Origin of the sequence: Salipiger sp. PrR007 (assembly GCF_010499845.1) — a bacterium.
Classification (GTDB): Bacteria; Pseudomonadota; Alphaproteobacteria; order Rhodobacterales; family Rhodobacteraceae; genus Salipiger; species Salipiger pacificus_A.
This window is the reverse complement of sequence record NZ_JAAGOZ010000007.1, coordinates 18,409-42,908: the sequence shown is the minus strand read 5'-3', so window position 1 is coordinate 42,908 and position 24,500 is coordinate 18,409. Positions and strand designations below refer to the sequence as shown.

At 67.5% G+C, this 24,500-nt stretch carries 25 protein-coding genes and 1 riboswitch; of the genes, 6 read left to right on the top strand and 19 right to left on the bottom strand.

Features of this window, described 5'->3' with window-relative positions:
• Window position 1 precedes the first annotated feature (1 nt).
• From G0Q01_RS00185 to G0Q01_RS00175, 3 genes are all read left to right on the top strand, one after another.
• Window positions 2–955: an alpha-E domain-containing protein gene (locus G0Q01_RS00185; RefSeq protein ID WP_108968469.1), complete on the top strand. Its 954-nt coding sequence runs from the start codon at window positions 2–4 to the stop codon at window positions 953–955.
• Window positions 952–1,788, top strand: coding sequence for a transglutaminase family protein (locus tag G0Q01_RS00180; protein ID WP_164212910.1), 837 nt, complete (start codon window positions 952–954; stop codon window positions 1,786–1,788). Before G0Q01_RS00185 ends, G0Q01_RS00180 begins: the two co-directional genes overlap by 4 nt.
• 143 nt (window positions 1,789–1,931) lie before the next feature.
• On the top strand, window positions 1,932–2,654 hold the full coding sequence (locus G0Q01_RS00175; RefSeq protein WP_164189425.1) for a peptidase: 723 nt from the start codon (window positions 1,932–1,934) through the stop codon (window positions 2,652–2,654).
• 39 nt (window positions 2,655–2,693) lie between these two features.
• Here G0Q01_RS00175 and G0Q01_RS00170 read toward each other — a convergent pair whose 3' ends face one another.
• The 9 genes from G0Q01_RS00170 to G0Q01_RS00130 all read right to left on the bottom strand — a co-directional run bounded on the left by G0Q01_RS00170 (window position 2,694) and on the right by G0Q01_RS00130 (window position 9,286).
• Window positions 2,694–3,218, bottom strand: a complete 525-nt coding sequence (locus G0Q01_RS00170) for a chemotaxis protein CheD (protein ID WP_108968475.1) — start codon at window positions 3,216–3,218, stop codon at window positions 2,694–2,696.
• A complete protein-coding gene (locus G0Q01_RS00165; protein ID WP_164189423.1) occupies window positions 3,215–4,276 on the bottom strand; it encodes a CheB methylesterase domain-containing protein in 1,062 nt (353 codons plus the stop codon). The genes G0Q01_RS00170 and G0Q01_RS00165 overlap by 4 nt, the downstream gene beginning before the upstream one ends.
• A gap of 106 nt (window positions 4,277–4,382) precedes the next feature.
• Window positions 4,383–4,745, bottom strand: a complete 363-nt coding sequence (locus G0Q01_RS00160; RefSeq protein WP_164189420.1) for a chemotaxis protein — start codon at window positions 4,743–4,745, stop codon at window positions 4,383–4,385.
• Window positions 4,746–4,749: 4 nt separating this feature from the next.
• Complete coding sequence (locus G0Q01_RS00155) at window positions 4,750–5,136, bottom strand: response regulator (RefSeq protein ID WP_164189418.1); 387 nt, start codon at window positions 5,134–5,136, stop codon at window positions 4,750–4,752.
• A gap of 9 nt (window positions 5,137–5,145) precedes the next feature.
• Window positions 5,146–6,012, bottom strand: a complete 867-nt coding sequence (locus G0Q01_RS00150; protein ID WP_164189416.1) for a protein-glutamate O-methyltransferase CheR — start codon at window positions 6,010–6,012, stop codon at window positions 5,146–5,148.
• Window positions 6,009–6,476 (bottom strand): chemotaxis protein CheW, encoded by a 468-nt coding sequence (locus G0Q01_RS00145; protein ID WP_108968485.1) that lies wholly within the window; start codon window positions 6,474–6,476, stop codon window positions 6,009–6,011. The genes G0Q01_RS00150 and G0Q01_RS00145 overlap by 4 nt, the downstream gene beginning before the upstream one ends.
• Complete coding sequence (locus G0Q01_RS00140) at window positions 6,469–8,589, bottom strand: chemotaxis protein CheA (RefSeq protein ID WP_164189414.1); 2,121 nt, start codon at window positions 8,587–8,589, stop codon at window positions 6,469–6,471. The genes G0Q01_RS00145 and G0Q01_RS00140 overlap by 8 nt, the downstream gene beginning before the upstream one ends.
• 2 nt (window positions 8,590–8,591) lie before the next feature.
• Entirely contained in the window at window positions 8,592–8,966 is a 375-nt protein-coding gene (locus G0Q01_RS00135) for a response regulator (protein ID WP_095882021.1), read from the bottom strand.
• Window positions 8,963–9,286, bottom strand: a complete 324-nt coding sequence (locus G0Q01_RS00130) for a hypothetical protein (protein WP_164189412.1) — start codon at window positions 9,284–9,286, stop codon at window positions 8,963–8,965. The genes G0Q01_RS00135 and G0Q01_RS00130 overlap by 4 nt, the downstream gene beginning before the upstream one ends.
• Window positions 9,287–9,615: 329 nt before the next feature.
• Here G0Q01_RS00130 and G0Q01_RS00125 point away from each other — a divergent pair, with 329 nt between their 5' ends.
• A complete protein-coding gene (locus tag G0Q01_RS00125; RefSeq protein WP_164189410.1) occupies window positions 9,616–11,280 on the top strand; it encodes a thiamine pyrophosphate-dependent enzyme in 1,665 nt (554 codons plus the stop codon).
• A 179-nt stretch (window positions 11,281–11,459) separates the two neighbouring features.
• Window positions 11,460–12,272 (top strand): restriction endonuclease, encoded by an 813-nt coding sequence (locus tag G0Q01_RS00120; RefSeq protein WP_108968493.1) that lies wholly within the window; start codon window positions 11,460–11,462, stop codon window positions 12,270–12,272.
• A gap of 76 nt (window positions 12,273–12,348) precedes the next feature.
• Here the strand turns inward: G0Q01_RS00120 and G0Q01_RS00115 are convergent, their stop codons facing one another.
• Window positions 12,349–13,443 carry an exostosin family protein gene (locus G0Q01_RS00115; protein ID WP_164189408.1) on the bottom strand — a complete coding sequence of 365 codons (1,095 nt, stop codon included), beginning with the start codon at window positions 13,441–13,443 and terminating at the stop codon, window positions 12,349–12,351.
• A gap of 357 nt (window positions 13,444–13,800) precedes the next feature.
• On the opposite strand from G0Q01_RS00115, the gene trpB reads away from it, so the two are divergent.
• Window positions 13,801–15,021, top strand: coding sequence for a tryptophan synthase subunit beta (gene trpB, locus G0Q01_RS00110; protein WP_164189405.1), 1,221 nt, complete (start codon window positions 13,801–13,803; stop codon window positions 15,019–15,021).
• 47 nt (window positions 15,022–15,068) lie between these two features.
• Here the strand turns inward: trpB and G0Q01_RS00105 are convergent, their stop codons facing one another.
• The 9 genes from G0Q01_RS00105 to G0Q01_RS00065 all read right to left on the bottom strand — a co-directional run bounded on the left by G0Q01_RS00105 (window position 15,069) and on the right by G0Q01_RS00065 (window position 24,359).
• Entirely contained in the window at window positions 15,069–15,461 is a 393-nt protein-coding gene (locus G0Q01_RS00105; RefSeq protein ID WP_164189403.1) for a GFA family protein, read from the bottom strand.
• Window positions 15,462–15,529: 68 nt separating this feature from the next.
• Window positions 15,530–16,267 (bottom strand): ABC transporter ATP-binding protein, encoded by a 738-nt coding sequence (locus G0Q01_RS00100; protein ID WP_164189401.1) that lies wholly within the window; start codon window positions 16,265–16,267, stop codon window positions 15,530–15,532.
• On the bottom strand, window positions 16,264–17,247 hold the full coding sequence (locus G0Q01_RS00095) for an iron ABC transporter permease (protein ID WP_164189399.1): 984 nt from the start codon (window positions 17,245–17,247) through the stop codon (window positions 16,264–16,266). The genes G0Q01_RS00100 and G0Q01_RS00095 overlap by 4 nt, the downstream gene beginning before the upstream one ends.
• Entirely contained in the window at window positions 17,244–18,077 is an 834-nt protein-coding gene (locus G0Q01_RS00090; RefSeq protein WP_164189397.1) for an ABC transporter substrate-binding protein, read from the bottom strand. Before G0Q01_RS00090 ends, G0Q01_RS00095 begins: the two co-directional genes overlap by 4 nt.
• The gene (locus tag G0Q01_RS00085) at window positions 18,077–19,912 is read right to left on the bottom strand and encodes a TonB-dependent siderophore receptor (protein WP_164189395.1); all 1,836 of its coding nucleotides are present in this window, start codon (window positions 19,910–19,912) and stop codon (window positions 18,077–18,079) included. Before G0Q01_RS00085 ends, G0Q01_RS00090 begins: the two co-directional genes overlap by 1 nt.
• 111 nt (window positions 19,913–20,023) lie before the next feature.
• Window positions 20,024–20,229: riboswitch (cobalamin riboswitch) on the bottom strand.
• A gap of 59 nt (window positions 20,230–20,288) precedes the next feature.
• The gene (locus G0Q01_RS00080; protein WP_164189393.1) at window positions 20,289–21,677 is read right to left on the bottom strand and encodes an FtsX-like permease family protein; all 1,389 of its coding nucleotides are present in this window, start codon (window positions 21,675–21,677) and stop codon (window positions 20,289–20,291) included.
• A complete protein-coding gene (locus tag G0Q01_RS00075; protein ID WP_164212909.1) occupies window positions 21,668–22,354 on the bottom strand; it encodes an ABC transporter ATP-binding protein in 687 nt (228 codons plus the stop codon). The genes G0Q01_RS00080 and G0Q01_RS00075 overlap by 10 nt, the downstream gene beginning before the upstream one ends.
• Before the next feature lie 7 nt (window positions 22,355–22,361).
• Window positions 22,362–22,781 carry a hypothetical protein gene (locus tag G0Q01_RS00070; protein WP_164189389.1) on the bottom strand — a complete coding sequence of 140 codons (420 nt, stop codon included), beginning with the start codon at window positions 22,779–22,781 and terminating at the stop codon, window positions 22,362–22,364.
• Between the two features lie 72 nt (window positions 22,782–22,853).
• Window positions 22,854–24,359, bottom strand: a complete 1,506-nt coding sequence (locus G0Q01_RS00065; RefSeq protein WP_164212908.1) for an alkaline phosphatase — start codon at window positions 24,357–24,359, stop codon at window positions 22,854–22,856.
• Window positions 24,360–24,500 lie beyond the last annotated feature (141 nt).

Genomic DNA, 24,500 nt, shown 5'->3' with positions numbered 1-24,500 from the left:
CATGCTGAGCCGGACTGCAGAACATCTCTACTGGATGGCGCGCTACATCGAACGCGCCGAAACCACCGCCCGCCTGCTTGAGGTTGGCGCGCGCAACGCGCTGCTGCCCAATGCCACCGGCGGCTACCGCAACGACTGGGAGGCCGTGCTGCTGGCCAAGGGCACGCTCGAGCCCTTCGTCGAAAAGTACAAGGAACCCAACCAGCGCAATATCGAGACCTGGCTGTTCTTCGATTCCGACAACCCCTCGTCTGTCTATTCTTGCCTCTCCTCGGCGCGCGAGAACGCCCGCGTGGTGCGCACCGCGCTGACGGCGCCGGTCTGGGATGCGATCAATGGCGCCTTTCAGGAACTGCAGCAGCTGCACCGCACCGAGCGCAGCAAGCTGATGGTCACCGATCTGTGCGAATGGACCTTGCGCGCTTGCCAGTTGATCCGAGGCGCCTTCATGTCGACCCAGCTTCGCAATGACGGCTATGATTTCTCGGGCATCGGCACCACCATCGAGCGTGCCGACAACACCGCCCGGCTGATCGACGTCAAATACTACGTGCTGCTGCCGTCGGTGAACTACGTCGGCTCCGGGCTGGACCAAAGCCAATGGGCCTTGCTGCTGCAGTCGATGACCGCGCAGCGGGCCTTCAACTGGAGCTACCAGGGCGAGGTCACCGCCGCCAAGATCGCCCACCTGCTGATCCTCAACCATCGCTTCCCGCGCTCTCTGCGGTCCTGTGTGCAGTGGTATTGCGAACATCTCGACAATCTCGCCGAGAGCTACCAGACTGCCACGGCGGCGCAGGAGGTGGCGCATAGGTTGCTCGACGATCTGCGTGCAGCGAGCGTCGACGAGATCTTCGAGGAGGGGCTGCACGAATTCCTCGCGCGCTTCCTGGCGCGCAACGCCGAGGTCGCGACCACGGTGCAAGAGGTCTACCTGAGCGGAATGCCGGCATGAGACTTTCGATCCGTCATATCACCCGCTACCGGTTTGAAGAGCCGGTGCGCGGCATTGTCCAGTCGCAGAAGCTTTGGCCTGCGAGCTGCGACAACCAGCGCATCCTGTCATGGCATGTCACCTCGCACGGCGGCCAGACCGGGGCGGAGTTCGTCGATGGCGCCGGCGACGTGATCCGCCTTGCCACTTGGCGCGGGCCGCTGACCGAGCTGTCCGTCGAGGTGACGGGCGAGGTCGACACGAGCGATCTTTACGGCGTGCTGCGTGGCCACCGCGAGCGGGTGCCGCCCTCGGCCTACCTGCGCCACACCCGGCAGGTCGAAGCGGATGCCGAGCTGAAGACGCTCTCGGCGGTGGCGCTCAAGGGCATGGAGGGCGCCGGCGCGCTCGACCGCGCCCATGCGCTGAGCCGCGCCGTCTCGGGCGCCATCGCCTATAAGCCGGGCGAGACCAAGCCGCATACAACCGCTTCCGAGGCGCTCTCGGGCGGGGTCGGCGTCTGTCAGGATCACGCCCACGCGTTGATTTCCATCGCCCATGTGGCCGACATGCCGGCGCGCTACGTCACCGGCTACCTGCAGGCGAGCGAGGACGGCAGCCCGCATGAGGCAAGCCACGCCTGGGTCGAGATCTGGGTGCCCGAGCTCGGCTGGGTCGGCTTCGACGCTGCGAACGAATGCTGCCCCGACGAGCGCTACGTGCGGCTTGGCTCGGGGTATGACGCACTCGACGCCGCGCCGATCCGCGGGCTGGTGCAGGGCGCGACACCGGAAGAGCATCTCGAGGTCGAGGTGTCGGTCAGCGCGGCGCAGTCGGGTCAGCAGCAGCAGTGATGCGGCGGCGCGCGCGTCAAGACCGGCGCCCGAAATTTGGGCGGCGGCTCACACGGCCCTAACCCTATCCCTTCGTGCAGGATTGCGGGGGCCGAGGCGCGGCGGTATATCGGAGCGCTGACAGTCGGAAGGACCTGGGACAGATGACCTATTGCGTGGGATTGCTGCTGGATGCGGGCGTCGTGCTGCTGTCCGACACGCGCACCAATGCCGGGCTCGACAATATTGCGACCTACCGCAAGATGTTCCTTTTCGAGCAGGAAGGGGATCGCGCCATCGGCATCATGACCGCGGGGTCGCTGTCGATCACGCAGACGGTGATCGCGCGGCTGACCGAGGCCAATGAGGATCCCGACTCGCCGCGCTCGATCCTGCGCGCGCCTGGCATGTTGCAAGTCGCCGAGATCGTCGGCGCCACTCTGTCGGACGTGACCTCCGAGGTGTCCTCGAAGATGGAGCGGATGAACCAGAGTGCGACTGCCTCGATGATCGTCGCCGGTCAGCGCAAGGGCGGCCCGATGCGCATGTTCCTGGTCTACCCCGAAGGCAATTTCATCGAAGCCACACCAGATACGCCCTTTCTGCAGATCGGCGAGCACAAGTATGGCAAGCCGATCCTCGATCGGGTGATTTCCTCTGCGACCACGCTAGCGGACGCCGAGAAGGCGGTCCTGCTGTCGATGGACTCCACCCTGCGATCCAACCTCAGCGTGGGCATGCCGCTCGATTTCGCTGTGATCGAGCGCGATGCGCTGGCGGTGACCCGGCGGCGGCGGATCGAGCCAACGGACGAGGCCTTCCAGAAAATGAGCCATGATTGGTCCGAAGCATTGCGCAACGCCTTCGTCGAGATCGACCCGATCTGATTGGGCGGCCCATCGCCGTCCTCCCATCGCCGCCCTTTGTCAGAACAGGGTCACCTCGGACTGCGGCGGCTTCGGCGGCTGGACCGGCGCCACGGCTTCGATTTCGCCGGGCACGATGAACTGCCGTACCCGCCCATCTGCGGGCCAGAAGCGGATGCGCCGCGCCGAGGTGCCGCCGGTGCTTTCGGAGGCCAGCGGGATCGCCTCGTTCTGTAGGAACTCCTTGGCGAAGGCGACGTTCGAGCCGCCGATATCGCGCAACTGGCTGAGCATGTTCGCCCCGCCGAAGAGCTTGGCGACCAGGCGATTCTTGCGCGCGCCGCATTTCAGCAATCCGTTGATCAGCAGTTCCATCGAATAGGCGCCGTAGCGCACGTTCTCGCCCTCCTTTCCGGCGCGCTGCGGCAGCAGGAAGTGGTTCATCCCGCCGACCCCGGCCTCGACATCGGTCAGGCAGACGGCGACGCAGGAGCCGAGCACGGTCGACAGCACCTCGGAGGGAGAGGAGGAAATTCGGTATTCTCCCTGGATCACGTTCACCAGCTTTTCTGCGGCATCGCTCATCTCGCGGAGGTCCTTCCAATCAGCCCGGCTGGGGCGGTCGCCGAGGCGGGCGTGGCGCAGGCCCGCAGAAGGGCAGGGCCGATCTGCGGCAGGGGCAGGCTGGTCTCCACCGCGCCGAGGTCGCGCGCCGCGCGGGGCATGCCATAGACGATGCAGGTTGCCTCGTCCTGCGCGAAGGTGGTGGCGCCAGCGTCGCGTAGGGCTTTCAATCCCTGTGCGCCGTCCCGCCCCATGCCGGTGAGCAGCGCGGCGACCGCGCGGGGCGCCCCGGGCAGCGCCGAGGTGAAAAGCGCGTCGACCGAGGGCATATGGCCCGAAATCGGCTCGCCCACGCGCAAGGCGATCTTCATCGGGGTCCCCCCCGCGAGGTGAAGGTGCGCCCGGTTGCCCGCGGCGATGACGACCTGACCGTGGTCGACCCGCACCCCATCCTGCGCCGTCCGCACTTGCGCCGCGCATTGCCGGTCGAGGAGCCGGGTCAGGCTCTCGCCGAAGCCGCCCCCGGTGTGCTGGACGATGAAGGTCGGCGGACAATCGGCGGGGAAGCTCGACAGCACGCTCAGCAGCGCATCGACGCCGCCGGTGGAGGCGCCGAGCAGGATGAAGCGGTTGCCGCGCGCGCCGCCCGAGGGCGCGGGCACGGGAGAGGCCGGGACGGAGGGCTGCGGCCCGCGCCGGCGGGTGGTGCGGGTCAGCGAGCGCAGCGTGCCGATCAACTCGTCGACCGGCACGCCCGCATCGACGGCGAAGAGGTCCGAGCGCTTGTCCCAGGGGCTGGCCGGATGCCCCGGCGCCGCGGCCGCGCGCGACTTGATCACCAGCCAGCGCACGTCGAGCGTGGCAAAGAGGGCACGCATCACCTCGAACTCTGGCAACATGGCGAGCCGTTCCCCGATCAGCACGGCCATCGGTTCCTGCTCCTCGACCTCGGTATAGGTGGTCATCAGATCGTGGGTTTCCGACACCAGCGTGATGAAGGCAGAGCTGCGCAGTTCGGCGCCAAGCCGCCGCCGCAGGCTCAGGTCCGGATGGGCCAGGATCAGGGATATCTTCGACATCTGTCTTGTCCTTCATGGCCGGTGGCGCCGAACTCCGTGGCGCTGGGTCGATGCACCTGAGGGCCGCCCAGATGCTGGTGTCTGCCCCGCCGGGGGCGGTGGGCAGTCAGAACAGCTCGGGTGCGTTCGGCTCGAGCCCGTCCCCCTGCGCGCCGCCAAGCCTTTGCCGGAGATCGCGCAGCGGGATCACGTCCAGGGCATCGCGCAGGTCGAGAGCCGCCTCCGTGTCCAGCAGCCTGGCAAGCCGCTCCACGTAGCCGGCGAGCGCATCGGTGGATTGCGCCAGCATGTCGAGTTCCTGAAAAGCGGTGATCGCGACCGATCCGAGGCGCGAATCCGCATTTCCCGAGTAGATGTGCTCCATGCCATGCTCGAGCCGTTCGAGCCGCTGCTGCAGGTGCCTGATCTCGCGCGAGAGCAGCCATGTCGCCTCATTGGCGGTGATCGGAACGGCGCGTGACGTCGACATGGCTTCAGAGCTTTCCCACGACGCTTTCGATGCATTGCTTCATCGCGAGAGAGGTGAAGGGTTTCTTGATCATGTTGTTGAGGCCCAGCTGTTTCGCCTGCGCCACCATGTCGGGTGTGGGCTTGCCGGTCACCAGGATGAAACCGATCTTCTGGGTGGCGCGATTCTGCCGCACGGCTTTCAGCAGGGCCAGTCCATCCATGTTCGGCATGTTGTAATCCGAGAGGACCAGGTGCACCGGGCTTCCGGCCATCCGCGCCAGGGCCTTACTGCCGTCGTTCTCGGTCAGGTAGTTCTTGATGCCGATTTCGTCGAGCGCCTGGGTGATCAGCCCGCGGCTCGTGGCCATGTCGTCGACGACCATGATGCGCAGCGAATCCTTCAAACTCATTTCATTCTCCTAGGTCGGCCGCGCGGGACCGGGGGTGGCGCGCTTGCGGTAGGTGGTCACACCGGCGGTTTCGAACTCCGGTAGGGCGGTGCCCGAGAGGCGTTCGGAATGCCCGATGAAGAGGAAGCCGCCGGCGCGGAGCTTGTCGGCGAGTCGTGACCAGAGCCGCTGTTGTGTCTCCTGGTCGAAATAGATCGCAACGTTGCGGCAGAAGATCGCGTCGAAGGGGCCGGCGAAGGGCCAGTCGCAGATCAAGTTGAGCTCGGCAAAGCTGACCAGGGCCTTGAGTTCCGCGCCCATCTCGACCAAGTCCGGCTCGCCCGGTACGGGCCGCAGCCAGCGGGCACGAAACTCGTCGGGCACTGTGGCGCACTCCTCTGCCGGGTGGCGCCCGGCGCGCGCCTTGCGCAGGATCGCCGGGTCGATGTCCGTCGCCAGAATGCGCATGTCGCGCGCCCCGGGGGGCAGGCCGTCGAGCAGCGTCATGGCGATCGAGAAGGGCTCCTGTCCCGAGGAGCAGCCGGCCGACCAGATGCGGATGCGCTTCTGCGTTGCGAGTTCGGGGACGAGCGCGCTGCGCAGTGTCTCGAAGTGGTGCTTCTCGCGGAAGAAACTGGTGACATTGGTGGTAAGTGCGGAGACCAGTTCGAGCCGTTCCGCGGCCTCCTCCGCGCGGTCGAGCAGCGACATGTAGTCGCGAAATGTCGCGAGCCCGCGGGCGCGCAGTCGCCTTGCGAGGCGGGAATAGACGAGGGGCTTCTTGCTCGAGGCGAGGCTGAGGCCGTACTCGCTCCGCGCAAGGCGGGCGAGCGCCTCGAAATCCGCATCGGTGAAGGCGAACTCCCCCGGCAGGGTGTCGGCGCTGGCAAGGCTCATGCGGCGGCTCCGCCTTCCTGGTCGAGCACCGCGTCGAGATTGACGACGCGCACCATGGACTCGCCGACAGAGATCACGCCGAGAATGGCCTGGCGCGCCGCGTCGGACTTCATGTCAGGGGTTTCCTGTATCGAGGATTTCGCGACCGAGAGGATCTCGGACACGGATTCCACCAGAAGACCTATGGTCGTGCCGCCCGCGGCGGCGACGATCACCACATTGCGCTCGTTGTCCGGCGTTTCACCGAGGCCGAAGCGAGCGGAAAGGTCGAAGATCGGGATCACCGCACCGCGCAGGTTCATCACCCCGAGCACGTCGTCGGGCGTATGCGGCAGCTTGGTCACCGGGGTCCAGCGGCGGATCTCGCGGATTTGCATGATCTCGAGGCAGAAACTCTGGTTTCCCGCCGAGAAGGTGATGAATTCGAACTGCGTCTCAGTCTGTCCCTCGTCGGCGTCAAGCATGGCGAAGCTCCAGTTTCGGGGGGGTTACGGCCGGGAAATAGGGGGCGGCGGGCTGCAGCTTGACCACTTCCTCGGGGTCGAGGATCAGGGCGATCTTGCCATCCCCGAGGATCGTTGCCGCGGACACGCCGGGGATGGCGGCATAGTTGCTTTCGAGGCTCTTGATGACCACCTGACGCTGGTCGTGGATCGCCTCGACCCGCAACGCGGTGAGCCCTTGGCTCTCCGTGCTCACCAGCAGCAGCACGCCGTCTCCCGCCTCCTTCCGCGCGGGGGAGAGACCGAGGTTGAAGGCGACGTCCACGACCGGCACGTAGGCGCCGCGCACAAGGATCACCACGCCCTTGGTGCCCACCGCGTGCAGGTCGCGCTGGCTGGGGCGGATCGTTTCGATGATCGAGGCGATGGGGATCACCATGGTCTGATCCGCGACCGAGATGACGAAGCCGTCCATCACCGCGAGGGTGAGCGGCAGCACGATGGTGAAGGTGGTGCCGGCGCCGGGCGTGGAGGCAATGGAAACCCGCCCGCCGAGCGCGGAAACGGCGTTTTTAACGACATCCATGCCGACGCCGCGGCCCGAGAGGTTCGACACCTCACTCGCCGTGGAGAACCCGGGCAGAAACAGCAGGTTGTCGATCTCGGATTCTGACAGCTCGGCTTCGGGAAGGACAAGGCCCTTCTCGATGGCCTTTTCGAGGATGCGCGCTCTGTTCAGCCCGGCGCCGTCGTCTCCGATCTCGATGAAGACGCTGCCCGAGCGGTGTGAGGCGGAGAGGCGTATGGTTCCAATGGCCTCCTTGCTGGCGGAACTGCGGGCAGCAGGTTTTTCCAGCCCATGATCGACCGCGTTGCGCACCATATGCGTGAGCGGGTCAGCCAGGCGTTCGATCACCGTCTTGTCGACCTCGGTCGAGTCACCGATCGTGACGAGCCGCGCCTTCTTGCCAGTGGCCTCCGCAGCCTCGCGGACAATGCGGGACATGCGCTGGAAGAGGGGCTTCACCGGTTGCGCGCGGATGGCCATGACCCCTTCCTGGATGTCGCGGGCGAGGAGCTTGTAGGCCTCGAGCTCGTTGGTGAGATGGGCGACTGCGGGAAGCTCCAGTTCCTCGATCCGCTGGGAGATCATCGCCTGGTTGATGATCAGCTCGCCCACCGTGTTGATGAGCCGGTCGACCCGTTCGAGGTCGACGCGCAGGGTCGGGCGCGGGCCGCGCGCCTCGCCGCGCTGGGCGTCGCCGCGGGCATCGGCGGGCTCCAACGCGGCGGTGGGACCGTCAAGGTCGAGCGGCGGGGGCGGGGGCGCGAGCCCGGGAAGATCCGGGGCCGGATCGAGGGGCGCGGGCGCCGACCCGCCGTCGTCCTCGCGGATGTCGAGGTCGCAGAGCGACTCGACGAATTCGAAGATTTCGTGCAGCACTGTCTCGGGTTCCGGGGTCTCGAGCTGGAGTCTCCAGGACATCACCGCGCCATTGGGGTCGAAGGCATCGAACTCGGGCAGCGCCGAGAGGTCGGCGGAGACCCGCAGTTCGCCAAGCTCGGCAAGCGCGTCGAACAGCAGAAGGGGCTCGTGTCCGTTGGCATAAAGCGCGGGACTGGGCTTGAAGCGGATGTGGAAGCGGCGCAGGGCGCTCTCCTCGGCGGCGTCGCCGGACCCGTCGAGATCCGCCGGTGCCGCGTCGAAGTCCAGACTGAGGGCATCAAAGCTGAAGCTGTCGTCCTTGTCCGCCTCGCCGAGATAGCTGTCGAGTTCCTTGAGGATGGCGGCCTCGGACTCGGCGTTTGGCTCGCGCTCGTCACGCGCCGCTTCCACGAGGTCGGCAAGCTGGTCGCCGGAGCGGTGGAAGAGGTGCATCAGCTCTGCGTTGACCTTCAGTTCCTGGCTGCGCACCTTGTCCATCACCGTCTCGAAGGTGTGGGCAAAGCTCACCAGCCGGTCGAGGGCGAAGGCCCCTGCGCCGCCCTTGATCGAGTGCACGGCGCGGAACACGGCGTTGACCACATCCATGTCCTCGGGGTCCTGCTCCATCGAGGAAAGCCCCTCGACGAGCGCTTCGAGCAGCTCTTCGCATTCCTCGAAAAACGTATCGCGGATCGAATTTCCCGACATCTCTACACCATGTGTCCTGTGAGCCGGCGCAGCACCGAAACCAGTGATGCGTCGTCGAAAGGTTTCACGATCCAGCCGGTCGCCCCGGCGGCGCGCGCGCGGGCCTTGAGGTCGGCGCCGCTTTCGGTGGTCAGCACGATGATCGGCACCGTCGTGCGGTTGGGACCGCTGCGCAGCGTCTCGATCACGCCGAAGCCGTCCATGTTGGGCATGTTGATGTCGGTGATCACCACATCCGGCTCGACCTCGGAGAATTGTTCGACCCCCTCGACGCCGTCGCAGGCAGAGTGAAACTCGAAGCCGGCGCCTTCGAGCGAGATGCGCAGCAGGTTGCGGATCGTCCGGGAATCGTCGATCGCGAGGACTTTCGTCGTCATTGCAGTGCCTCCTTGCCGTCCGCGAGACCGGGTCCGGCGCCCGCGCCGCTGTCGTCGAAATGGGTGGGCGGCAGACCGAGCCGATCGAGCCCGCCGCGGAACGACTCGCTGATGTCGGTCAGGCGGAAGGCGAGCCCCTCTTGCTGCCATTGCTTCTGCGCCACGAGCAGGATCTGCAGCCGGTGGGCATCGAGCCGAAGAACGTCCCGCACGCTGATCGAAACGGGCATGTGCCGCGCCCCGAGCAGGAAGGGCACGAGGGGGTCTTCGCCATTGCGGTTGCGCCCCGGGTCGAGCACATGGCTGTGAAGCTCAGTCATCGCGAAATCTGTCCTTTGCCAGAGGAGAGCGGGGGCAGCCGCGGCCAGCGGGCTGCCGGTCCCCGTGGGAGTGTTGAGCCTTTGTCCCGAGGCCGGCGGAGGACGCGTGACAGGGCACGCGCAGATCAGGTCCGGACCGCCCCCCAGACTCGCCGGCCGCTCCCGGGACGGGTTCGAGAACTACAGCCGGGGTCTTAACAAAGCGTTCTGGCGCCCGGCCTTTTTGCGCCTCCCCCGGCATTCCGCGAAGACGGCACGGCCAGCGCTTGCATCCGCGGTGCGCAGCGCGCACAAATTCGCGAAAGCGATCTGGCAGGGAGCAGGACGAGATGCGCAACGGTGGTCAATTGGTGGTTGAAAGCCTGATCGCGCTTGGGGCCACGCGGGCTTTCGGGGTTCCGGGAGAGAGCTACCTTGCCGTGCTCGACGCGCTGCATGACACGGCGGGCAAGCTGGACTTCGTGCTCTGCCGTCAGGAGGGCGGCGCGGCGTTCATGGCGGCGGCGCATGGCAAGCTGACCGGCAGCCCGGGGATCTGCATGGTGACCCGCGGGCCGGGGGCGACCAACGCTGCGATCGGCGTGCACACGGCGATGCAGGACAGCGTGCCGATGATCCTGCTGGTCGGCCAGGTGGCCACGGACATGAAAGAGCGCGAGGCCTTCCAGGAGATCGACTACCGGGCCGTCTTCGGCACGATGGCGAAATGGGCGACCGAGATCGAGAACGTCGAGCGCATCCCAGAGATCCTGTCTCGTGCCTGGATCACCGCCACGACCGGCCGGCCCGGCCCTGTGGTCGTCGCGCTGCCAGAGGACGTGCTCATGGCGCAGACCGAAGTCGCGCCGCTGACCGACCCGGTGAAGGTCTACGCGTCCGAGCCCGCCGCCGACGCCGTGCGCGACGCGGTCGCGCTGCTGCAGCATGCCGAGCGGCCGCTGATCGTGATCGGCGGCGCTGAATGGACGGGCCCCGCCCGCGCCGCACTGCAGGGCTTTGCCGAGGCTTCGGACATCCCGATCATCACCTCTTTCCGCTATCAGGACCAGGTTGACAGCGCCTGCGCCTGCTTCTGCGGCGACGCGGGCGTGGGGATGACCGCAGGGGTCAAGGCGCTGCTAAAGGATGCCGACGTGGTGCTGGCGCTGGGAACCCGCTTCGGCGAGAACATGACCGACGGCTACACGCTGCTCGAGGTGCCGACGCCGAAGCAGAAGATCATCCACGTTCATGCCTCGGACCGTGAGATCGGCAAGGTCTACCGCCCTACGGTCGGGGTGCATGCGGACCCCGGGCGCTTCGTCCAGGCGCTGCCCGCCAAGGTGACCGGCAATTGGAAGGCCTGGCGGGCCGAAGCGCGGGCGGCCTATCTTGGCTTCATCGACAAGGCCCCGGCGCAGCCCGGGCCGGTCGACATGGTGGCGGTCTGCAAGCATATGCGCGCGGTGCTGGGCAGCGACGTTGTGCTCACCAATGGCGCGGGCAATTTCACCGTCTGGCCGACCCGCTTCTTCCGCTTCCGGCCCGGCATGCGGCTTCTTGCGCCGCAGTCCGGGGCTATGGGCTACGGCGTGCCGGCGGCCATCGCCGCCAAGCTCGCGCGCCCCGAGGCGACCGTCATCTGCTTTGCCGGGGACGGGGATTTCCAGATGAACGGGCAAGAGCTCTCCTCGGCGCGGCAGGCCGGGGCGGCGGTGATCGTGCTGGTGCTCAACAATGGCACCTATGGCACCATCCGCGCGCACCAGGAACGCGAGTTCCCTGAACGGGTCAGTGGCACCTCGATTGTCAATCCCGACTTCGCGGCGCTGGGGCGGGCCTACGGGATGCATGGCGAACACGTCGCGCACACCGAGGCGTTCGCCGCCGCCTTCGAGCGCGCGCTGGCGGCACCACATGGCGCGGTGCTCGAGCTCGATATCGCTGCCGAAGCGCTGACCCCCTACCGCACGCTCTCGGAGATCCGTGCGGGCGGGCTCGCGGCCAAGTCATGAGTTCGGCGGACCCGGCAGCCGCGTCGGGTCGCCGCCTGTCCGCCCGTGGATCCCTGCGCTGAAAAGCAGGATTCACCCCTTAGTGATAAGCGCTTAGGCGCCGACTCTCACGTCACATGTTGCTGTAATGTTCCGCGCGCGGTAGGAGGCCGGAAAACAACGTACCGAGGCGGCAGCAGATGAAAAGAGAGTACGAAACCATCCTTGGCGCGGTGACCTTCCTGGCGCTGCTGTGCCTGGGCTACGCCTATTATGAGCTGGGTGTGTCGGCGGCCAGCACGCGGGCGCTTCCGGTGATCCTCGCGGGCTATGTCGCGGTGCTGGTGCTGGTGTTCAAGGGGCTGGGGCTGTCGCTGACCCGCTCGCGGCGGCAGGAGCTCACCCGGCACGTGAAGGCCCATGCCCCGGCGCTTTCGCGCAACCTGCGGCTGGCGGTGAAGAAGAACGATTACAACCGGGTGATTGCCGACGAGCGGCACGACATCGTGCTCGAGTTCCTCGACAGCATCGAGCTGTCCTTCGACTATCACCGCATCGAGCCGGCGGTCGTCGACTTCGTCATGGACGAGATCGACCGGATCGAGAACGAGGCGCGGGAAGGCGGCTTTGACGCCGAGGATTACCCGAGCGATCCCACCGAGTTCGAGCATTGGTGCGCCGCGCAACTGCGCCATTTCGGCTGGGACGCGGATGTCACCAAGCGCGGCTACGACCAGGGCATCGACATCGTCGCGCGCAAGGGCGCGCTGGTGATCGGCCTGCAGGTCAAGCGATACAATTCGCCGGTCGGCAACAAGGCCATCCAGGAGGCCTTCACCGGCAAGAATTACTATGGGCTGGCCGGGGCGGGGGTGCTCGCCACCGCCGGGTTCACGCCGAGCGCGCAGCGGCTCGCCGCGACCACCGGGGTGCTTCTGCTGAGCCCGCACGACCTGCCGCGCCTCGATCGCGAATTCGGTGTCGAGAGCTTCACCGAGGCCTGGGCCATGTGATCACGGTCGGCGTGGCTTGCGCGGGCTGCGGAAGACGGCGCCGTTTCTGACCGCCTGTCTTTCGACCCCGGGGTGCTCAGGGCGCGCGGAAGTGGCGGTAGAAGTTGCGGAAGAACCCGTCGGGCGAGAGCCAATCCTCCCAGATTTCCCGCGCCCGCCGCTGCTGGTCGACGAACTGCTCGGCACTGAGCCCGGCATGGTGATCGGCGAGGATCTGCCCCGCCCGCTGGTGCTCGGCTTGGGGAACCCAGACCAGCTCTTTCTGCCAGTCGATCAGGAAGTCGTAGGGAAGAACACAGTTCGTGTCGAGAAACAGCGGCGGCCGGCCGGCCGCCATGATCTCGTAAAAGCGCAGAGAATAGTTCCCGATGCCGCGCACGCAGAGGCTGTAGTCGCTGTCGGCGAGATTGCTCAGAAAGGTCTCGAGCGCGCTCTGCCGTGCGACGGTCTTCTCGTCGGCGGTGGATTTCTGGTCGGCCCCGGCAAAGAAATCGCCGTGCAGCACGAAATGGGTGTCCACGTCGGGGTGATCGAGCAGGGTCTGGACCGCCTGGGCCCGCAGGAACTTGTGCTGGAAGTTCTCCCTCAGGGACGCGGAATGGCCCGACATGCGAATATCGGAGAGATAGGGCAGCGTGGTGCGGGCGAATTGCACGAGACGGGTCTTGGCGGTGGGCCTTTTCACCTGCCCGCAGAAGCCGATCGAGGGGCGCTGCTGTTTCTGGCGTAGCGGGGCGGGGCCGTTGGTGTGATCGGGAACCCAGGCGGGCAGGCCGAATTCGTTCGGCTGCCGGTCCTTCTCGACCGTCGGCGTAAACAGGAGCGCGTTGGCGGCCGGGAACTTGAAGTCGTAGTCGCGCTCGTGGAAAACGACGATCTGCTTACCCGCCTCCGCCGCCTTTTGGGCGAAGCGAAGCGCGACGTTGGTCGTGCCGTCCTGAAGGTAGCGGTGCCATGTGCCTGGCAGAACCACGACGTCGGCCTCGTCCATCGACCCGGCCAGCTCGAAATAACCCAGACCACTTTTCTTGTAGGTGTCGAAGGCATTGGTGTCTGCGGACCAGAATGCCCGCTCTTCGCGCCCGAAAAAGGGCAGCAGCATCGCACATTGCATCGGGTTTGCGGGGGAGGCGAACGCCGGGTCCGTGTAGATCTTCAAACGCATCGACATGGGTCCAATCGTAATCGCGGCGCCAACCTCGGGGCTCGCGGAAAATGACTTCGCAAAAAATCCTTTTGAAGCGCGTGGTTCGCGCAAAAAAGCGCGGCGCTCATCGGAGGTTAGGAAGGCCGATTTTATTTTGCAAGGGGCACTTTGGAAACCGCGGGCCACAGCGGGACGCCTGCCGGAGATCTGCGCCCCGACTGCGCAATCGCCACCGCAGCGAGGCCGCGCGGCCCGGGGGCGGAGGTCCGGGACGAAACGGCGTCGGCTCATCGGGGACAATTCGCCGTGCGCGGCGCGTGACCTCTGGTCATTGGATGCGCGCTTGCTTTAGAGAGGGGGAAATTCTGCGGGAGAGGCGCGATGGACGATCTGGTCAATTCCTTCATGACAGGCCCCGACGAGAAGGGCCGTTTCGGCATCTACGGCGGGCGCTTCGTGTCCGAGACGCTGATGCCGCTGATCCTCGAGCTTGAGGAACAGTACGAGCGCGCCAAGACCGACCAGAGCTTCTGGGACGAGATGGACTGGCTGTGGAAGCACTACGTCGGCCGCCCCTCGCCGCTTTACTACGCCGAGCGGCTGTCCGAGCACCTCGGCGGCGCCAAGGTCTACTTCAAGCGCGACGAGCTCAACCACACCGGCGCGCACAAGATCAACAACGTGCTGGGTCAGATCATCCTTGCCCGCCGCATGGGCAAGACCCGCATCATCGCCGAGACCGGCGCGGGTCAGCACGGTGTGGCGACGGCGACGGTCTGCGCCAAGTTCGGCCTCAAGTGCGTCGTCTACATGGGCGCGCATGACGTCGAGCGCCAGCAGCCCAACGTTTTCCGCATGCGCCTGCTGGGCGCCGAGGTGATCCCCGTGACGTCCGGCCGCGGCACGCTGAAGGATGCGATGAACGATGCGCTGCGCGACTGGGTGACCAACGTGCGCGACACCTTCTACTGCATCGGCACGGTGGCCGGTCCGCACCCCTATCCGGCGATGGTCCGCGATTTCCAGTCGATCATCGGCAAGGAGACCAAGGAACAGATCCTCGAGCAGGAGGGCCGTCTGCCCGACACGATCATCGCCGCCATCGGCGGTGGCTCGAACGCCATGGGTCTGTTCTATCCGTTCCTCGACGACAAGGACGTGAAGATCATCGGCGTCGAGGCCGGCGGCAAGGGCGTCAACGAGAAGATGGAGCATTGCGCCTCGCTCACCGGCGGCCGCCCCGGCGTGCTGCATGGCAATCGCACCTATCTGCTGCAGGACGACGACGGGCAGATCCTCGAGGGGTTCTCGATCTCGGCCGGTCTCGACTATCCGGGTATCGGGCCGGAACACGCCTGGCTGCATGACACCCGCCGCGCCGAATACGTCGCGATCACCGACAAGGAGGCGCTCGAGGCGTTCCAGCTGTCGTGCTCGACCGAAGGCATCATCCCCGCCCTCGAGCCGTCGCACGCGCTGGCCCACGTGATGAAGATCGCGCCCGATCTGCCCAAGGACCACATCATTGTCATGAACATGTGTGGGCGGGGCGACAAGGACATCTTCGCCGTCGCCAAGCACCTCGGTGTCGATATCAGCTGAAGGCTCGAAGCCATTGATTGATCCGGGCGATGCGTCGCCCGGATCTTCTAGTCCTCGCCGCGCCCGGTGCCTTCTCGATTGCCCGCGTAGTGATGGGCGAGCGGCAGCTCCGGCAGCCAGGGCTCGCGCCGGACCGTCCAGTTCTCGTAACTCGGCATCAACTGCCCCGGCGCATCGAGCGCGCCGAGATGCAGCTCCACCTCGTCCCCGTCGATCGCAAAGACCGAGGAGCCGCAGAGCGGGCAGAAGTGCCGCCCCTTGTAGCTTCGGGTTTCTCCGCTCACGGTGACCGCGGCTTCGGGGAACATCGCTGCGGCGTAGAACAGCGCTCCGTGGTGCTTGCGGCAGTCGAGGCAATGGCAGAGGCCGACCCTATAGGGCTGCCCCTCCGCCCGGATGCGGACTGCGCCGCAGAGGCATCCGCCTTCGTAGGTCTCCATTGCGCCGCTCCTCCGGTCAGTGCTTGCACCGGAGGTATCGCCCGGGACGCGCCCGGCAAGACCTGCGCTCAGCGCGCCCGGTGCATCGGCTGGAACACCGGCCCGTCGGGCGTCTGCGCGTGGTAGGCGGTGATGCCGAAGCCCCGCGCCAGCAACGCGTCGGTCAGCACTTCTTCCGGCGGCCCGTCCGCCAGCAGCCGCCCCTCGGCCAGCATCACCAGCCGCGTGCAATGCCGCGCCGCCAAGCCGATGTCGTGCAGCGAGAGCAGAACGCCGTGACCCTCGGCAGCAAGGGCGCCGAAGACCTCCATGGTGGCGATCTGATGCGCCGGGTCGAGCCCCGCCGTGGGCTCGTCAGCCATCAAGAGCGGCGTCTCCTGCGCCAGCGCCCGGGCCAGAAGCGCGCGCGCCTGCTCGCCGCCCGAGAGGTTGGTGGCACGGCGCTTGCGCAAAGACTCGAGGCCCATCTTGGCGATGGCCGCTTCGACCGGGGCCGGCGCGTGATCGCCATGGGGCAGGCGGCCGAGCGCCACGAGGTCCTCGACCTTGACCGGCCAGGCGATTTCGCGCGCCTGCGGCATCCAGGCGACGGCCTTGGCCCGCTGCTGCGGGGTGAGCCGGGACAGGGAGCTGCGCCCGCCCGAGGGGATCAGCCCCAGCGCGGCGCGCATCAGGCTGGTCTTGCCCGCGCCGTTGGGGCCGATGAGGCCGACCACCTCGCGGGCGCCGATCTCCAGCGTGATGCCAGAGAAGACGCTGCGCCCCCGTAAGGTTACGGAGAGATCGTGAAGCGACAGGAGGCTCATGCCCGTTCCCCCCGGCTGCGCCAGACGAGGTGCAGGAAGAAGGGCGCGCCAACCAGTGCGGTCAGCACCCCGAGCTTGAGGTCGCGGTCCGGCGCCACAACCCGCACTGCGATGTCCGCGGCAAGCAGCATGGCCGCGCCGCCCGCCGCCGACGCCCAGAGCAGCGGCCCGGGCCGTCCACCGACGGCACCGCGCAGCAGGTGCGGCACCACCAGCCCGACGAAGCCGATCGCCCCCGCCACCGCGGTCCCCGCGCCCACGACGCAGGCGGTGCCGAACACCACGCGCATCCGAAGCCGCCCGAGGTCAATGCCCATCGAGGAGGCGGCGTCCTCGCCCAGCGTCAGCGCATCGAGCCCGCGCCCCACCCCGGCCAGCAGCAGCACGCCCAGGGCCATGAAGGGCAGCGCCAGCCAGACATGCAGCATCGAGCGGTCGGCGAGCGAGCCCATCATCCAGAAGACGATCTCGCTTGCGGCGAAGGGGTTGGGCGAAAGGTTCAGGACAAGCTGGGTCAGCGCCCCGGCCACCGCCGAAAGCGCCACCCCGGCCAGGATCAGCGTCAGCGTCTCTGCGCGCGGCCCGGCGAGCACGATGAGGATCAGCACGGCCACCACAGCGCCCGCCAGGGCGCTGAGGGGCAGCGCCAGCGCAAAGGCCGCCGACAGCCCGGTCTGGATCGCCAGCACCGCCCCGAGCGCTGCGCTGGCCGAGACGCCCAGCAATCCGGGCTCGGCCAGCGGGTTGCGCAGGTAGCCCTGCATCGCCGCCCCTGCCAGCCCCAGCGTGCCGCCGATCATCAGCGCCAGCAGCACCCGGGGCAGGCGGATCTCGCGCATCACCATGGGTAGTGGGCCGTCCCCGCCGAAGACCAGCGCGCGCAGGCTTTCGGGCAGGCTGACGTCCGCCGGGCCGAGCGACAGCGAGACCGCCGCCAGCGCCAGTACCAGCGGCAGGAGGATCGCGAGGGCGCGGGTCATTCGGTCTCCGTTTCGAGGGCTTTGCGAAACTCCGAGAGCTCCTCGATGGCCTGCAGCACGAAGGGTGTGCCGCAGATCCAGTCGGTTCCGGTGTTGGCGGTGGCAGCTTGGGCGGCGCGCAGTTGGCGGACGACGGGGTGCATCAGGATCTCCTCCGAGCGCGAGGCGCCGGGGTAGGGGCGGGCGGTGATCAGCGCCTCGGGCTGGGCCATGGCCAGCGCCTCGAGAGGCAGCTGACCGCCGCCCCGCGCCCCGGCGATATTGTCGAACCCGGCGGCGAGCAGGATCTCTCCCGCAAGCGTCTGGTCGCCGGTGGTGTAGCCATTGGCGTAGTAGAGCGCGGCAGAGGGGCGGCGGTCCACCTTTTCGCGGAGGGCGGCGAGGCGGGTCTCGAATTCGGCGATCAGCGCCTCGGCGCGCGCCTGCCGGCCCATCGCCTCGCCCAGCGTGCGCAGCCGCGCCGGCACGTCGGCGAGCGAGGTGGCGGGGGCAATCCGCTGCACCCGAGTTCCGAGCCGTTCGAGCATCTGCGCCGCCGCCTGCGCCGTATAGCTGCCGACGATCACGAGGTCCGGTTGCATCAGCCAGACTTCCTCGGCCTGCCCGTGGTTGACCGGGTAGGCCATCGCCGCATCGGCCATGGCCGAACTCATCGGGTCCCGGGCCAGCTTCGAGACCGAGAGCAACTGACCCGGGGCCGCGAGCAGCATCGCCAACTGGTCGGTGCAGAGGTTCATCGACACGACGCGCGCCGGAGCGTCCTGCGCGGTGGCCGGGGACAGGCCCATAGCCGCGAGCAGGGACAGTGGGATCAGCGCGCGCCGCAGCATCAGAAGCTCGCCCTTACGCCGAAATAGGCGGCGCGGTCCGAGGTGCCGTAGCCCTTCACCACCTGGTAGTCCTCGTCGAAGAGGTTCTCGACCCGCAGGTAGAGCTCGGCCTGATCGGTGAGGGCATAGCGCAGGTTCATGTTGGCGACGGTGTAATCGTCCAGCGGCTCGTCGGTATCCTCGAGGCCCGAGACATGCTGCACCGTCAGGCCGGCACGGAAGGCATCGGTCACATCGGCGTCGAGCGACAGCGACAGGTCGTGCAGCGGCACACGGGACAGACGGTCGCCGGTCTGCGCGTCCTTGCTGTCGGTCCAGGTGTAGGCGGCGGCAAGCGACAGCGCCTCGGACAGGTTCACCCCGCCGGTCAGTTCCACGCCCTGCGTCCAGCTGGTGCCGTCGATCTGCACGTAATTTGGGTAGTTGTAGTCAATGAGGTCGGTGATCTCGGTGCGGAAGAGGGTCGCGCCGAGGTAGCCCGCGCCGAAGCGCTGTTCGACGCCGAGCTCGTAGCTCACCGAGGTCTCGGGCTCGAGAACCGGGTTACCCGAGCCGGTTGAGTAGAGCTCGTAGGGAGAGGGCGCGCGGAAGCCCGTGCCGACGCTGGCACGCAGCGTGAGGTCGGGGTTCGGAAGGTAGGCCAGCGAGATTCGGCCCGTGGTCTTGCCGCCGAATTCGGAGTGGTCGTCGTGGCGCAGGGCGGTGACCAGTTCCAGCTTGTCGCTCAGGTGCCAGTCGGCCTGTGCCCAGATTCCGATGGTCGCGTAGTCGCCTTCGCTGTCACCCCATGCGCTGAGTACCTCGAACTCCTCGCGCATGTAATCGGCGCCGAAGGTGAGGGTAGCGGCGCCGAGTCCGGTCTGGCCCTCGTAGCCGAGACCGCGGCGCTGGCCGAGATAGTCAGTATCCGACCCCTCGTAGGTGTCGGTGCGGTCGGTCTCGAAGACCTGCGCCGAGAATTCGTGGCGGACGCCGCCGGTTTCCACGCGCGCGAAAGCCCGCGCGCCGTATTGCTCGCCCTCAACCTTCTCGTCGTGCGTGACGCCGTCCGTCGGGCCGAACTCGTCGTAATCGTGGCTGCTTTTTTCCCAGAAGGCCGCGCCGCCCAGGGTCACCGTGTCGGTCAGCGCGTAGTCGCCCGAGAAGCTAAGACGGGTGGCCTCGTGACCGTCGGCCTCGTCGTTGCCGTCGTCTTCGTCGGCGGCGGAATAGCCGTCGGTCTTGATGTAACTCAGCGACGAGGCGAAACTGCCGCGCGTGCCAAGGTAGCTGAGGTTGTAGCCCAGCTTGCGGGTGTCATAGCTGCCGTATTCGGCTTCGACGCTCTGGCTTAGCCCTTCCTCGGTGGCGCGGTTGGTGGTGATGTTCACCACGCCGCCGATCGCCTCGGAGCCGTAGAGCGCCGATTGCGAGCCCTTCAGCACCTCGATGCGACTGATGCCGCCGGTGGTCAGCGTGCCGAAGTCGTATTGGATCTGAGGCGCCGAGGTGTCGGTGACGTCGATACCATCGATGTAGACGCCAACATATCGGCTCGAGAGGCCGCGAATGCGCATGTAGGTGAGCCCGCCGATACCGCCGTTACGCGATACGCTGACGCCGGGCAGCCGCGCGAGGTGGTCGGCGAGCAGCGTCTCGCCGCTTTGCTCGAGGTCTTCCTTGGTGACCACCTCCACCGTCACCCCGCTGCGCGCAAGCTCGGTGCTTTCGCCGCGGTTGGCGCTGAGGGTCAGCGTGCCGAGGTCGGTGGCCTCCTGCGCGAAGGCGGTGCCCGTGAGGCCGAGCGTGGTGAGGGCGGTGGCTGTGAAGAGCGCTGCGCGCTGCGTTGGCTTCATGGTCCCTTTTCCGTTCTTTTCTTGTCGCCGGAAGGGAGTCCCCTGCCGCAGACGGTTAGCGTGATGCCACCTCTACGGAAGGTCCGTCGCCCGCGGCGCTCCCCGCGCCGGGACTGGGTGATCGGCTTCGGCAGGTCTCCTGACTCGCGGGTCATCGCTTGGCCGGGTCTTCCCGCCCCGAAAGGCAGTGACTTAGGTCCGGCGTCGCTCTCCGCCTACAGTTGCGGGGGCAGTCACGGAGTTGGGCAGGCCGCCCGCACCGCATTCCCTATTCACCGGGCAGCAAGCCGCCCGGAACCGAAGCAGGGACGGCATAGCGACTCGCCGCGCGTCGCGCAATGATCAGAAACGGTCGGACACCTTGAGGCGCGCGGGCTCAGCTCCGCAGCCCGTCCAGGACCGGCTGGCGCAGCACCACGGCGGCGGGCAGCAGGGACAGCAGCAGGGCGAGCGAGACGAAGCCGGCCAGCAGGTGCAGCTCGGTCCAGCCCGGCAGGGCCGAGATCGCGATGTCGGTGCGGGCGCTCAGCACGCGCGACAGCAGCCCCGCCGCGCCCCAGCCAACCGCCAGTCCGAGCAGCGCCCCCGCGAGCAGCAGCACCGCGCAGAAGGCCCAGACCGTGGCGAAGACGAAGCGCCGGGGCGCGCCGAGCGCGCGCAGCAGCGCGATCTGGCGGCGGAAGAGGCGGGTGAGGATGAAGAGCCCGGTGAGCACGCTCGCCGCCACCAGCCCCTGGGTGACCAGCGCCATCACCGACATCGCCTGGCGCACGTCGCCGATCACTCGGTAGAGCCGCGAAAGCACCGCGCCGGGGAAGAAGGCCATGGTTTCGCCGTCCCGGGTGAACTCGGAACGCAGCGCGTAATTGGCCCAGAGCTCCTGCGCTCGCACCACCACGGCGGGGGTGCCGGGAAAATACTCGGGATCGAAGGGCGGGCCGATCCGGGCCTCATTGTCCGGCGCGTGGCCGTTGGCGAGCCCGTGGATTTCCCAGACGTATTCGACCGGGATCAGGATCGCCCGATCCCAGGGCGTGCCGGTGGGCGCCATGCGGCCGACCACGGTGATGGCTGCGCCATGGTCGTGGTCGTGGGCCTCGTCGTGGTGAGTGTCTCCATCATGGTCCTCTGCCCCTACCGCCTCGTGGCTGCCGCCATGCGCCTCGGGATCGGCAGCGTCGCCGGTGCCATGCGCGGGGGTGAAGCCTGCGCCGATCTCCAGCGGCACCAGCGCGCCGATCACCGCCTCGGCGTGATCCTCCCAGAGCCGCCCCTCAATCCGGTCCTCGGAAAGATGGCGCAGGAAGTCCGCGGTCGTGCCGACCACCGGCGCGCTGCCGTAGCTGTCTCCGAACGCCAGCGGCGCGGCGATGGAGACCTGCGGGTGACCGGCGATCTCGGCGTAGGCGGTGCCCGAAACCAGCCCCATGTCCGAGGGCTGCAGGAAGACCGAGGCGAAGAGGGCAGTCAGCTCGCTGCCCGGCGCCGCGACGATGACGTCGAACTTGTCCGCCGCCTGCGCGGTGCCGCGGCGCAGCCCGCGCTCCTGCGCCAGCAGCCCGATGCCCATGCCGGTCGAGATTCCGATGAGCAGCACGAAGAGCCCCGTGCTCCAGCGAAAGCGCCCGAGAAAGCCGCGCAGCAGCGGCCAGGGGGCATAGCCGCGCAGGACGAGGAGCCCGGTGATGAGCGCGGGCAGAAGCAGGAGCGCCAGCAGCGCGACGTCCTGAGCCAGCGCCGGGAGGGAGTCCCATATCAGGCGCATGCGGCCCCCTCGTCGGCCAGCAGTTGCCCGCCAGAGATGGTCAGCACCCGGTCCATGCGCGCCAGCAGCGCCGCGTCGTGGCTGACTGCGATCAGCGTTGTGCCCTGGGTCCGGACGAGCTGCACGAGGTCGTCGATCAGCCGGTCCGCAGTGCCGCGGTCGAGGCTGGCAGTGGGCTCGTCGGCCAGCAGAACCGGGGCTTCGGCCGCCATGGCGCGGGCGATGGCGACGCGCTGGCGCTCGCCGCCGGAGAAGCTGGTGACGCCGCGGCCCATTTCGGTCAGCCCCAGCGCCGCGAGCCGGGCCTGCGCGCGGGTGCGCAGCGCCTCGCGTTCGGCACGGGGGCGAAAGAGCGCGGTCAGCGCGGCGTTGTCGAGCGCGCCAAGCTCTTCGAAGAGCATGAAATCCTGGAAGATCATGCCGATATTGGCAGCGCGGAAGCGGGCGCGGCCCTCGGGGGTGAGCGCCAGAAGCTCGGTCTCGCCCCAGCGCACAGACCCTTCGGCGCGGTCCAGCAGCCCGGCGAGGGCGTAGAGCAGCGTGGTCTTGCCCGCGCCCGAGACGCCTCGGATGCCGATCAGCGCAGCGGGCGCTGCGTCGAGGGCAGGCAGGTCGAGCAGCAGGCGGCCGCGCGGGCTGTGCAGCCGCAGGTCCTTGACAACAAGGGGCAGGGACATGGGCGGCTCAGCCGTAGGTCGCATCGACAAGCCGCATCAGGCTGACGAAGCCGGTGTCGGGATCGGTGTAGGCGCCGAGCTCCAGCACTCCGCTGGTGACGATCTTGACGTTGAAGGGCCTCAGCTCGACCACGCGTTTTGCGTAGACCGCGATGATGTCATTGGGCCATTCGGCCTCGGTCTCGCAGAAGGGGCAGACGGCCATGGGCATCTTGGTGAGCACGAAGAAGCGGCTCTCGGCCTTGAGTGGGGGCGCCATGAACCCCTCGACTTCCAGCCTCTGGCCGGCGCTCTGCTGGGCGAGTTCGGAAAGGCCGCGGCCCTTGGTCTGGTAGAGCTCGCGCAGCTTCAAAGGATCGGCCGCGGCGGGCGCTGTGAGACAGGGGGTGGCGAGCGTCGAGGCGAGGAACGTTCGGCGGGTGAACATGGCGAGAGGCTTTCGAGCGGGAACGGCGACGGGGGCGGACAGTCCGCCCCCGCCAAATCTGTCAGAAGAAGATCACTCGGCGGTGACGGCGTGGTGCATCACGTGGAAGATCACGTTCTGCTCGATGGTGCCGTCGAAGAGATGCGCCCAGGGGCCTTTGGCATAGACCGCGACATCCTCGCCCGAGTGGCTTTCCGAGGACTTGGGGATCAGCGCCTGCTGCACGTAGTCGATGTCGGTGGCCTCTTCCTGGGTCAGCTCGGGGCGCGAGCCGGAGTAGTCGTTCTCGCCCTCGCCCTTGGTCAGCACCGAGCCGGCGCCGTTGAGGTAGCCCACCACGGTGTAGGGCTTGCCGTCATCGGCCAGCACCAGCTCGTCCGAGTGCATCTCGCCGGTCTTTGCGACGTCGTAGCACAGGCCCTCGATCGGCGTGCCGCGGCCGCAGTAGCCGTTGAAGGCGATCGAGTGCTCGTGGTCGGCGGTGACGATGATCAGCGTGTCGGCGTCGTCGGTCAGCTCGTCGGCCATGGCCACGGCGTCGGCAAAGGCCATGCCGTCGATCATCGTGCGCTTGGCGTTGCCGGCGTGGTTGGCGTGATCGACCCGGCCCGCCTCGATCTCGAGGTAGTAGCCGTTCTCGTTGCTGCTGAGGTACTCGATCGCGGCCTTGGTCATCTCGGCCAGCGAGGGCTCGTCATCCTCGGCGCGGTCGGCCTCGTACTCCATGTGGCTGTCGTTGAAGAGCGCCAGCACCGGCGCGGAGCCGTCGAGGCTCAGGCCGTTGAAGGTTTCTGTGTTCCAGGCGTATTGCGCGCCCATGCCGGTGGCGGTTTCGATCAGGTTAACGCCATCCGGGCGGTGGCCCTTGCCGCCCTCGTCGAGGGTCACGTCGGTGCCGGCGAAGTAGCGGCGGCCGCCGCCCATGGCGAGGTCCACGACACCGGCTTCCATCTGGTCGATCAGCTGGCTGGCGATGTCCTTCTGGGCGGTGCAGCCCTCGGGGACCTCGTCTTCCCAGTTGCGGTTGGCGGTCTTGGCGTAGACGCCCGCCGGGGTGGCGTGGGTCAGCCGCGCGGTCGAGATGACGCCCACCGACTTGTCCATGCCAGTGACGATCTCGGCGAAGGTGGTCAGCTCGTTGCCGGCCACGGTCGAGCAATCGTCATGGATCGCGTCGCCGCCGAGGTTGATCAGGTTGAAGCGCTGCTTCACGCCTGTGTTCATCGCCCCCGCGGTCGGGGCCGAGTCCGGGGTCTGGGCGTTGATGTTGTAGGTCTTCACCAGGGCGCTGTGGAAGTCCGGCGTCTCGTAGGGCAGCACGTGCTCTTCGCCGAGTTGGCCTTGCTGCTGGCCGGCAAAGAGGCGGGTGGCGTAGTTGGTGCCGACGCCGTTGCCGTCAGCGACGAGCAGGATGACGTTCTTGGCGCGGCCGGTGTTCATCTCGCGGTCGATGATGGCCTGGATGGCCTCCTGGCCGGCGGTGAACCAGGCGTCATTGGCCTGCGGGATGTCCTGCGCTGCAGTGCTCCCTGCGGCGAGGATCAGGGCGAGCGAGGTGGTGGAGAAGATCGTTTTCACGACAGGGATGCTCCGAAGTCTGAAGGGCGGGGCCCGTTGCACGGTTGAGGGTGTCGGGCGCTTCAGACAGGAGCGGGATAACAGTCGCGTGATGATTTCATGACACCTGTGCGACAGTTTGCGCGCCGCGCGAGCCGGAGG

Excerpts from the sequence above, each read along its gene's own strand:
- trpB (WP_164189405.1), top strand. The coding sequence starts at position 13,801 with ATGGACGATCTGGTCAATTCCTTCATGACAGGCCCCGACGAGAAGGGC.
- G0Q01_RS00120 (WP_108968493.1), top strand. The coding sequence starts at position 11,460 with ATGAAAAGAGAGTACGAAACCATCCTTGGCGCGGTGACCTTCCTGGCG.
- G0Q01_RS00145 (WP_108968485.1), bottom strand. The coding sequence starts at position 6,476 with ATGCTTGACGCCGACGAGGGACAGACTGAGACGCAGTTCGAATTCATC.
- G0Q01_RS00105 (WP_164189403.1), bottom strand. The coding sequence starts at position 15,461 with ATGGAGACCTACGAAGGCGGATGCCTCTGCGGCGCAGTCCGCATCCGG.
- G0Q01_RS00090 (WP_164189397.1), bottom strand. The coding sequence starts at position 18,077 with ATGCTGCGGCGCGCGCTGATCCCACTGTCCCTGCTCGCGGCTATGGGC.
- G0Q01_RS00080 (WP_164189393.1), bottom strand. The coding sequence starts at position 21,677 with ATGCGCCTGATATGGGACTCCCTCCCGGCGCTGGCTCAGGACGTCGCG.
- G0Q01_RS00180 (WP_164212910.1), top strand. The coding sequence starts at position 952 with ATGAGACTTTCGATCCGTCATATCACCCGCTACCGGTTTGAAGAGCCG.
- G0Q01_RS00135 (WP_095882021.1), bottom strand. The coding sequence starts at position 8,966 with ATGACGACGAAAGTCCTCGCGATCGACGATTCCCGGACGATCCGCAAC.
- G0Q01_RS00115 (WP_164189408.1), bottom strand. The coding sequence starts at position 13,443 with ATGTCGATGCGTTTGAAGATCTACACGGACCCGGCGTTCGCCTCCCCC.
- G0Q01_RS00075 (WP_164212909.1), bottom strand. The coding sequence starts at position 22,354 with ATGTCCCTGCCCCTTGTTGTCAAGGACCTGCGGCTGCACAGCCCGCGC.
- G0Q01_RS00165 (WP_164189423.1), bottom strand. The coding sequence starts at position 4,276 with ATGTCGAAGATATCCCTGATCCTGGCCCATCCGGACCTGAGCCTGCGG.
- G0Q01_RS00100 (WP_164189401.1), bottom strand. The coding sequence starts at position 16,267 with ATGAGCCTCCTGTCGCTTCACGATCTCTCCGTAACCTTACGGGGGCGC.
- G0Q01_RS00085 (WP_164189395.1), bottom strand. The coding sequence starts at position 19,912 with ATGAAGCCAACGCAGCGCGCAGCGCTCTTCACAGCCACCGCCCTCACC.
- G0Q01_RS00175 (WP_164189425.1), top strand. The coding sequence starts at position 1,932 with ATGACCTATTGCGTGGGATTGCTGCTGGATGCGGGCGTCGTGCTGCTG.
- G0Q01_RS00070 (WP_164189389.1), bottom strand. The coding sequence starts at position 22,781 with ATGTTCACCCGCCGAACGTTCCTCGCCTCGACGCTCGCCACCCCCTGT.
- G0Q01_RS00130 (WP_164189412.1), bottom strand. The coding sequence starts at position 9,286 with ATGACTGAGCTTCACAGCCATGTGCTCGACCCGGGGCGCAACCGCAAT.
- G0Q01_RS00155 (WP_164189418.1), bottom strand. The coding sequence starts at position 5,136 with ATGAGTTTGAAGGATTCGCTGCGCATCATGGTCGTCGACGACATGGCC.
- G0Q01_RS00170 (WP_108968475.1), bottom strand. The coding sequence starts at position 3,218 with ATGAGCGATGCCGCAGAAAAGCTGGTGAACGTGATCCAGGGAGAATAC.
- G0Q01_RS00185 (WP_108968469.1), top strand. The coding sequence starts at position 2 with ATGCTGAGCCGGACTGCAGAACATCTCTACTGGATGGCGCGCTACATC.
- G0Q01_RS00125 (WP_164189410.1), top strand. The coding sequence starts at position 9,616 with ATGCGCAACGGTGGTCAATTGGTGGTTGAAAGCCTGATCGCGCTTGGG.
- G0Q01_RS00095 (WP_164189399.1), bottom strand. The coding sequence starts at position 17,247 with ATGACCCGCGCCCTCGCGATCCTCCTGCCGCTGGTACTGGCGCTGGCG.
- G0Q01_RS00140 (WP_164189414.1), bottom strand. The coding sequence starts at position 8,589 with ATGTCGGGAAATTCGATCCGCGATACGTTTTTCGAGGAATGCGAAGAG.
- G0Q01_RS00150 (WP_164189416.1), bottom strand. The coding sequence starts at position 6,012 with ATGAGCCTTGCCAGCGCCGACACCCTGCCGGGGGAGTTCGCCTTCACC.
- G0Q01_RS00160 (WP_164189420.1), bottom strand. The coding sequence starts at position 4,745 with ATGTCGACGTCACGCGCCGTTCCGATCACCGCCAATGAGGCGACATGG.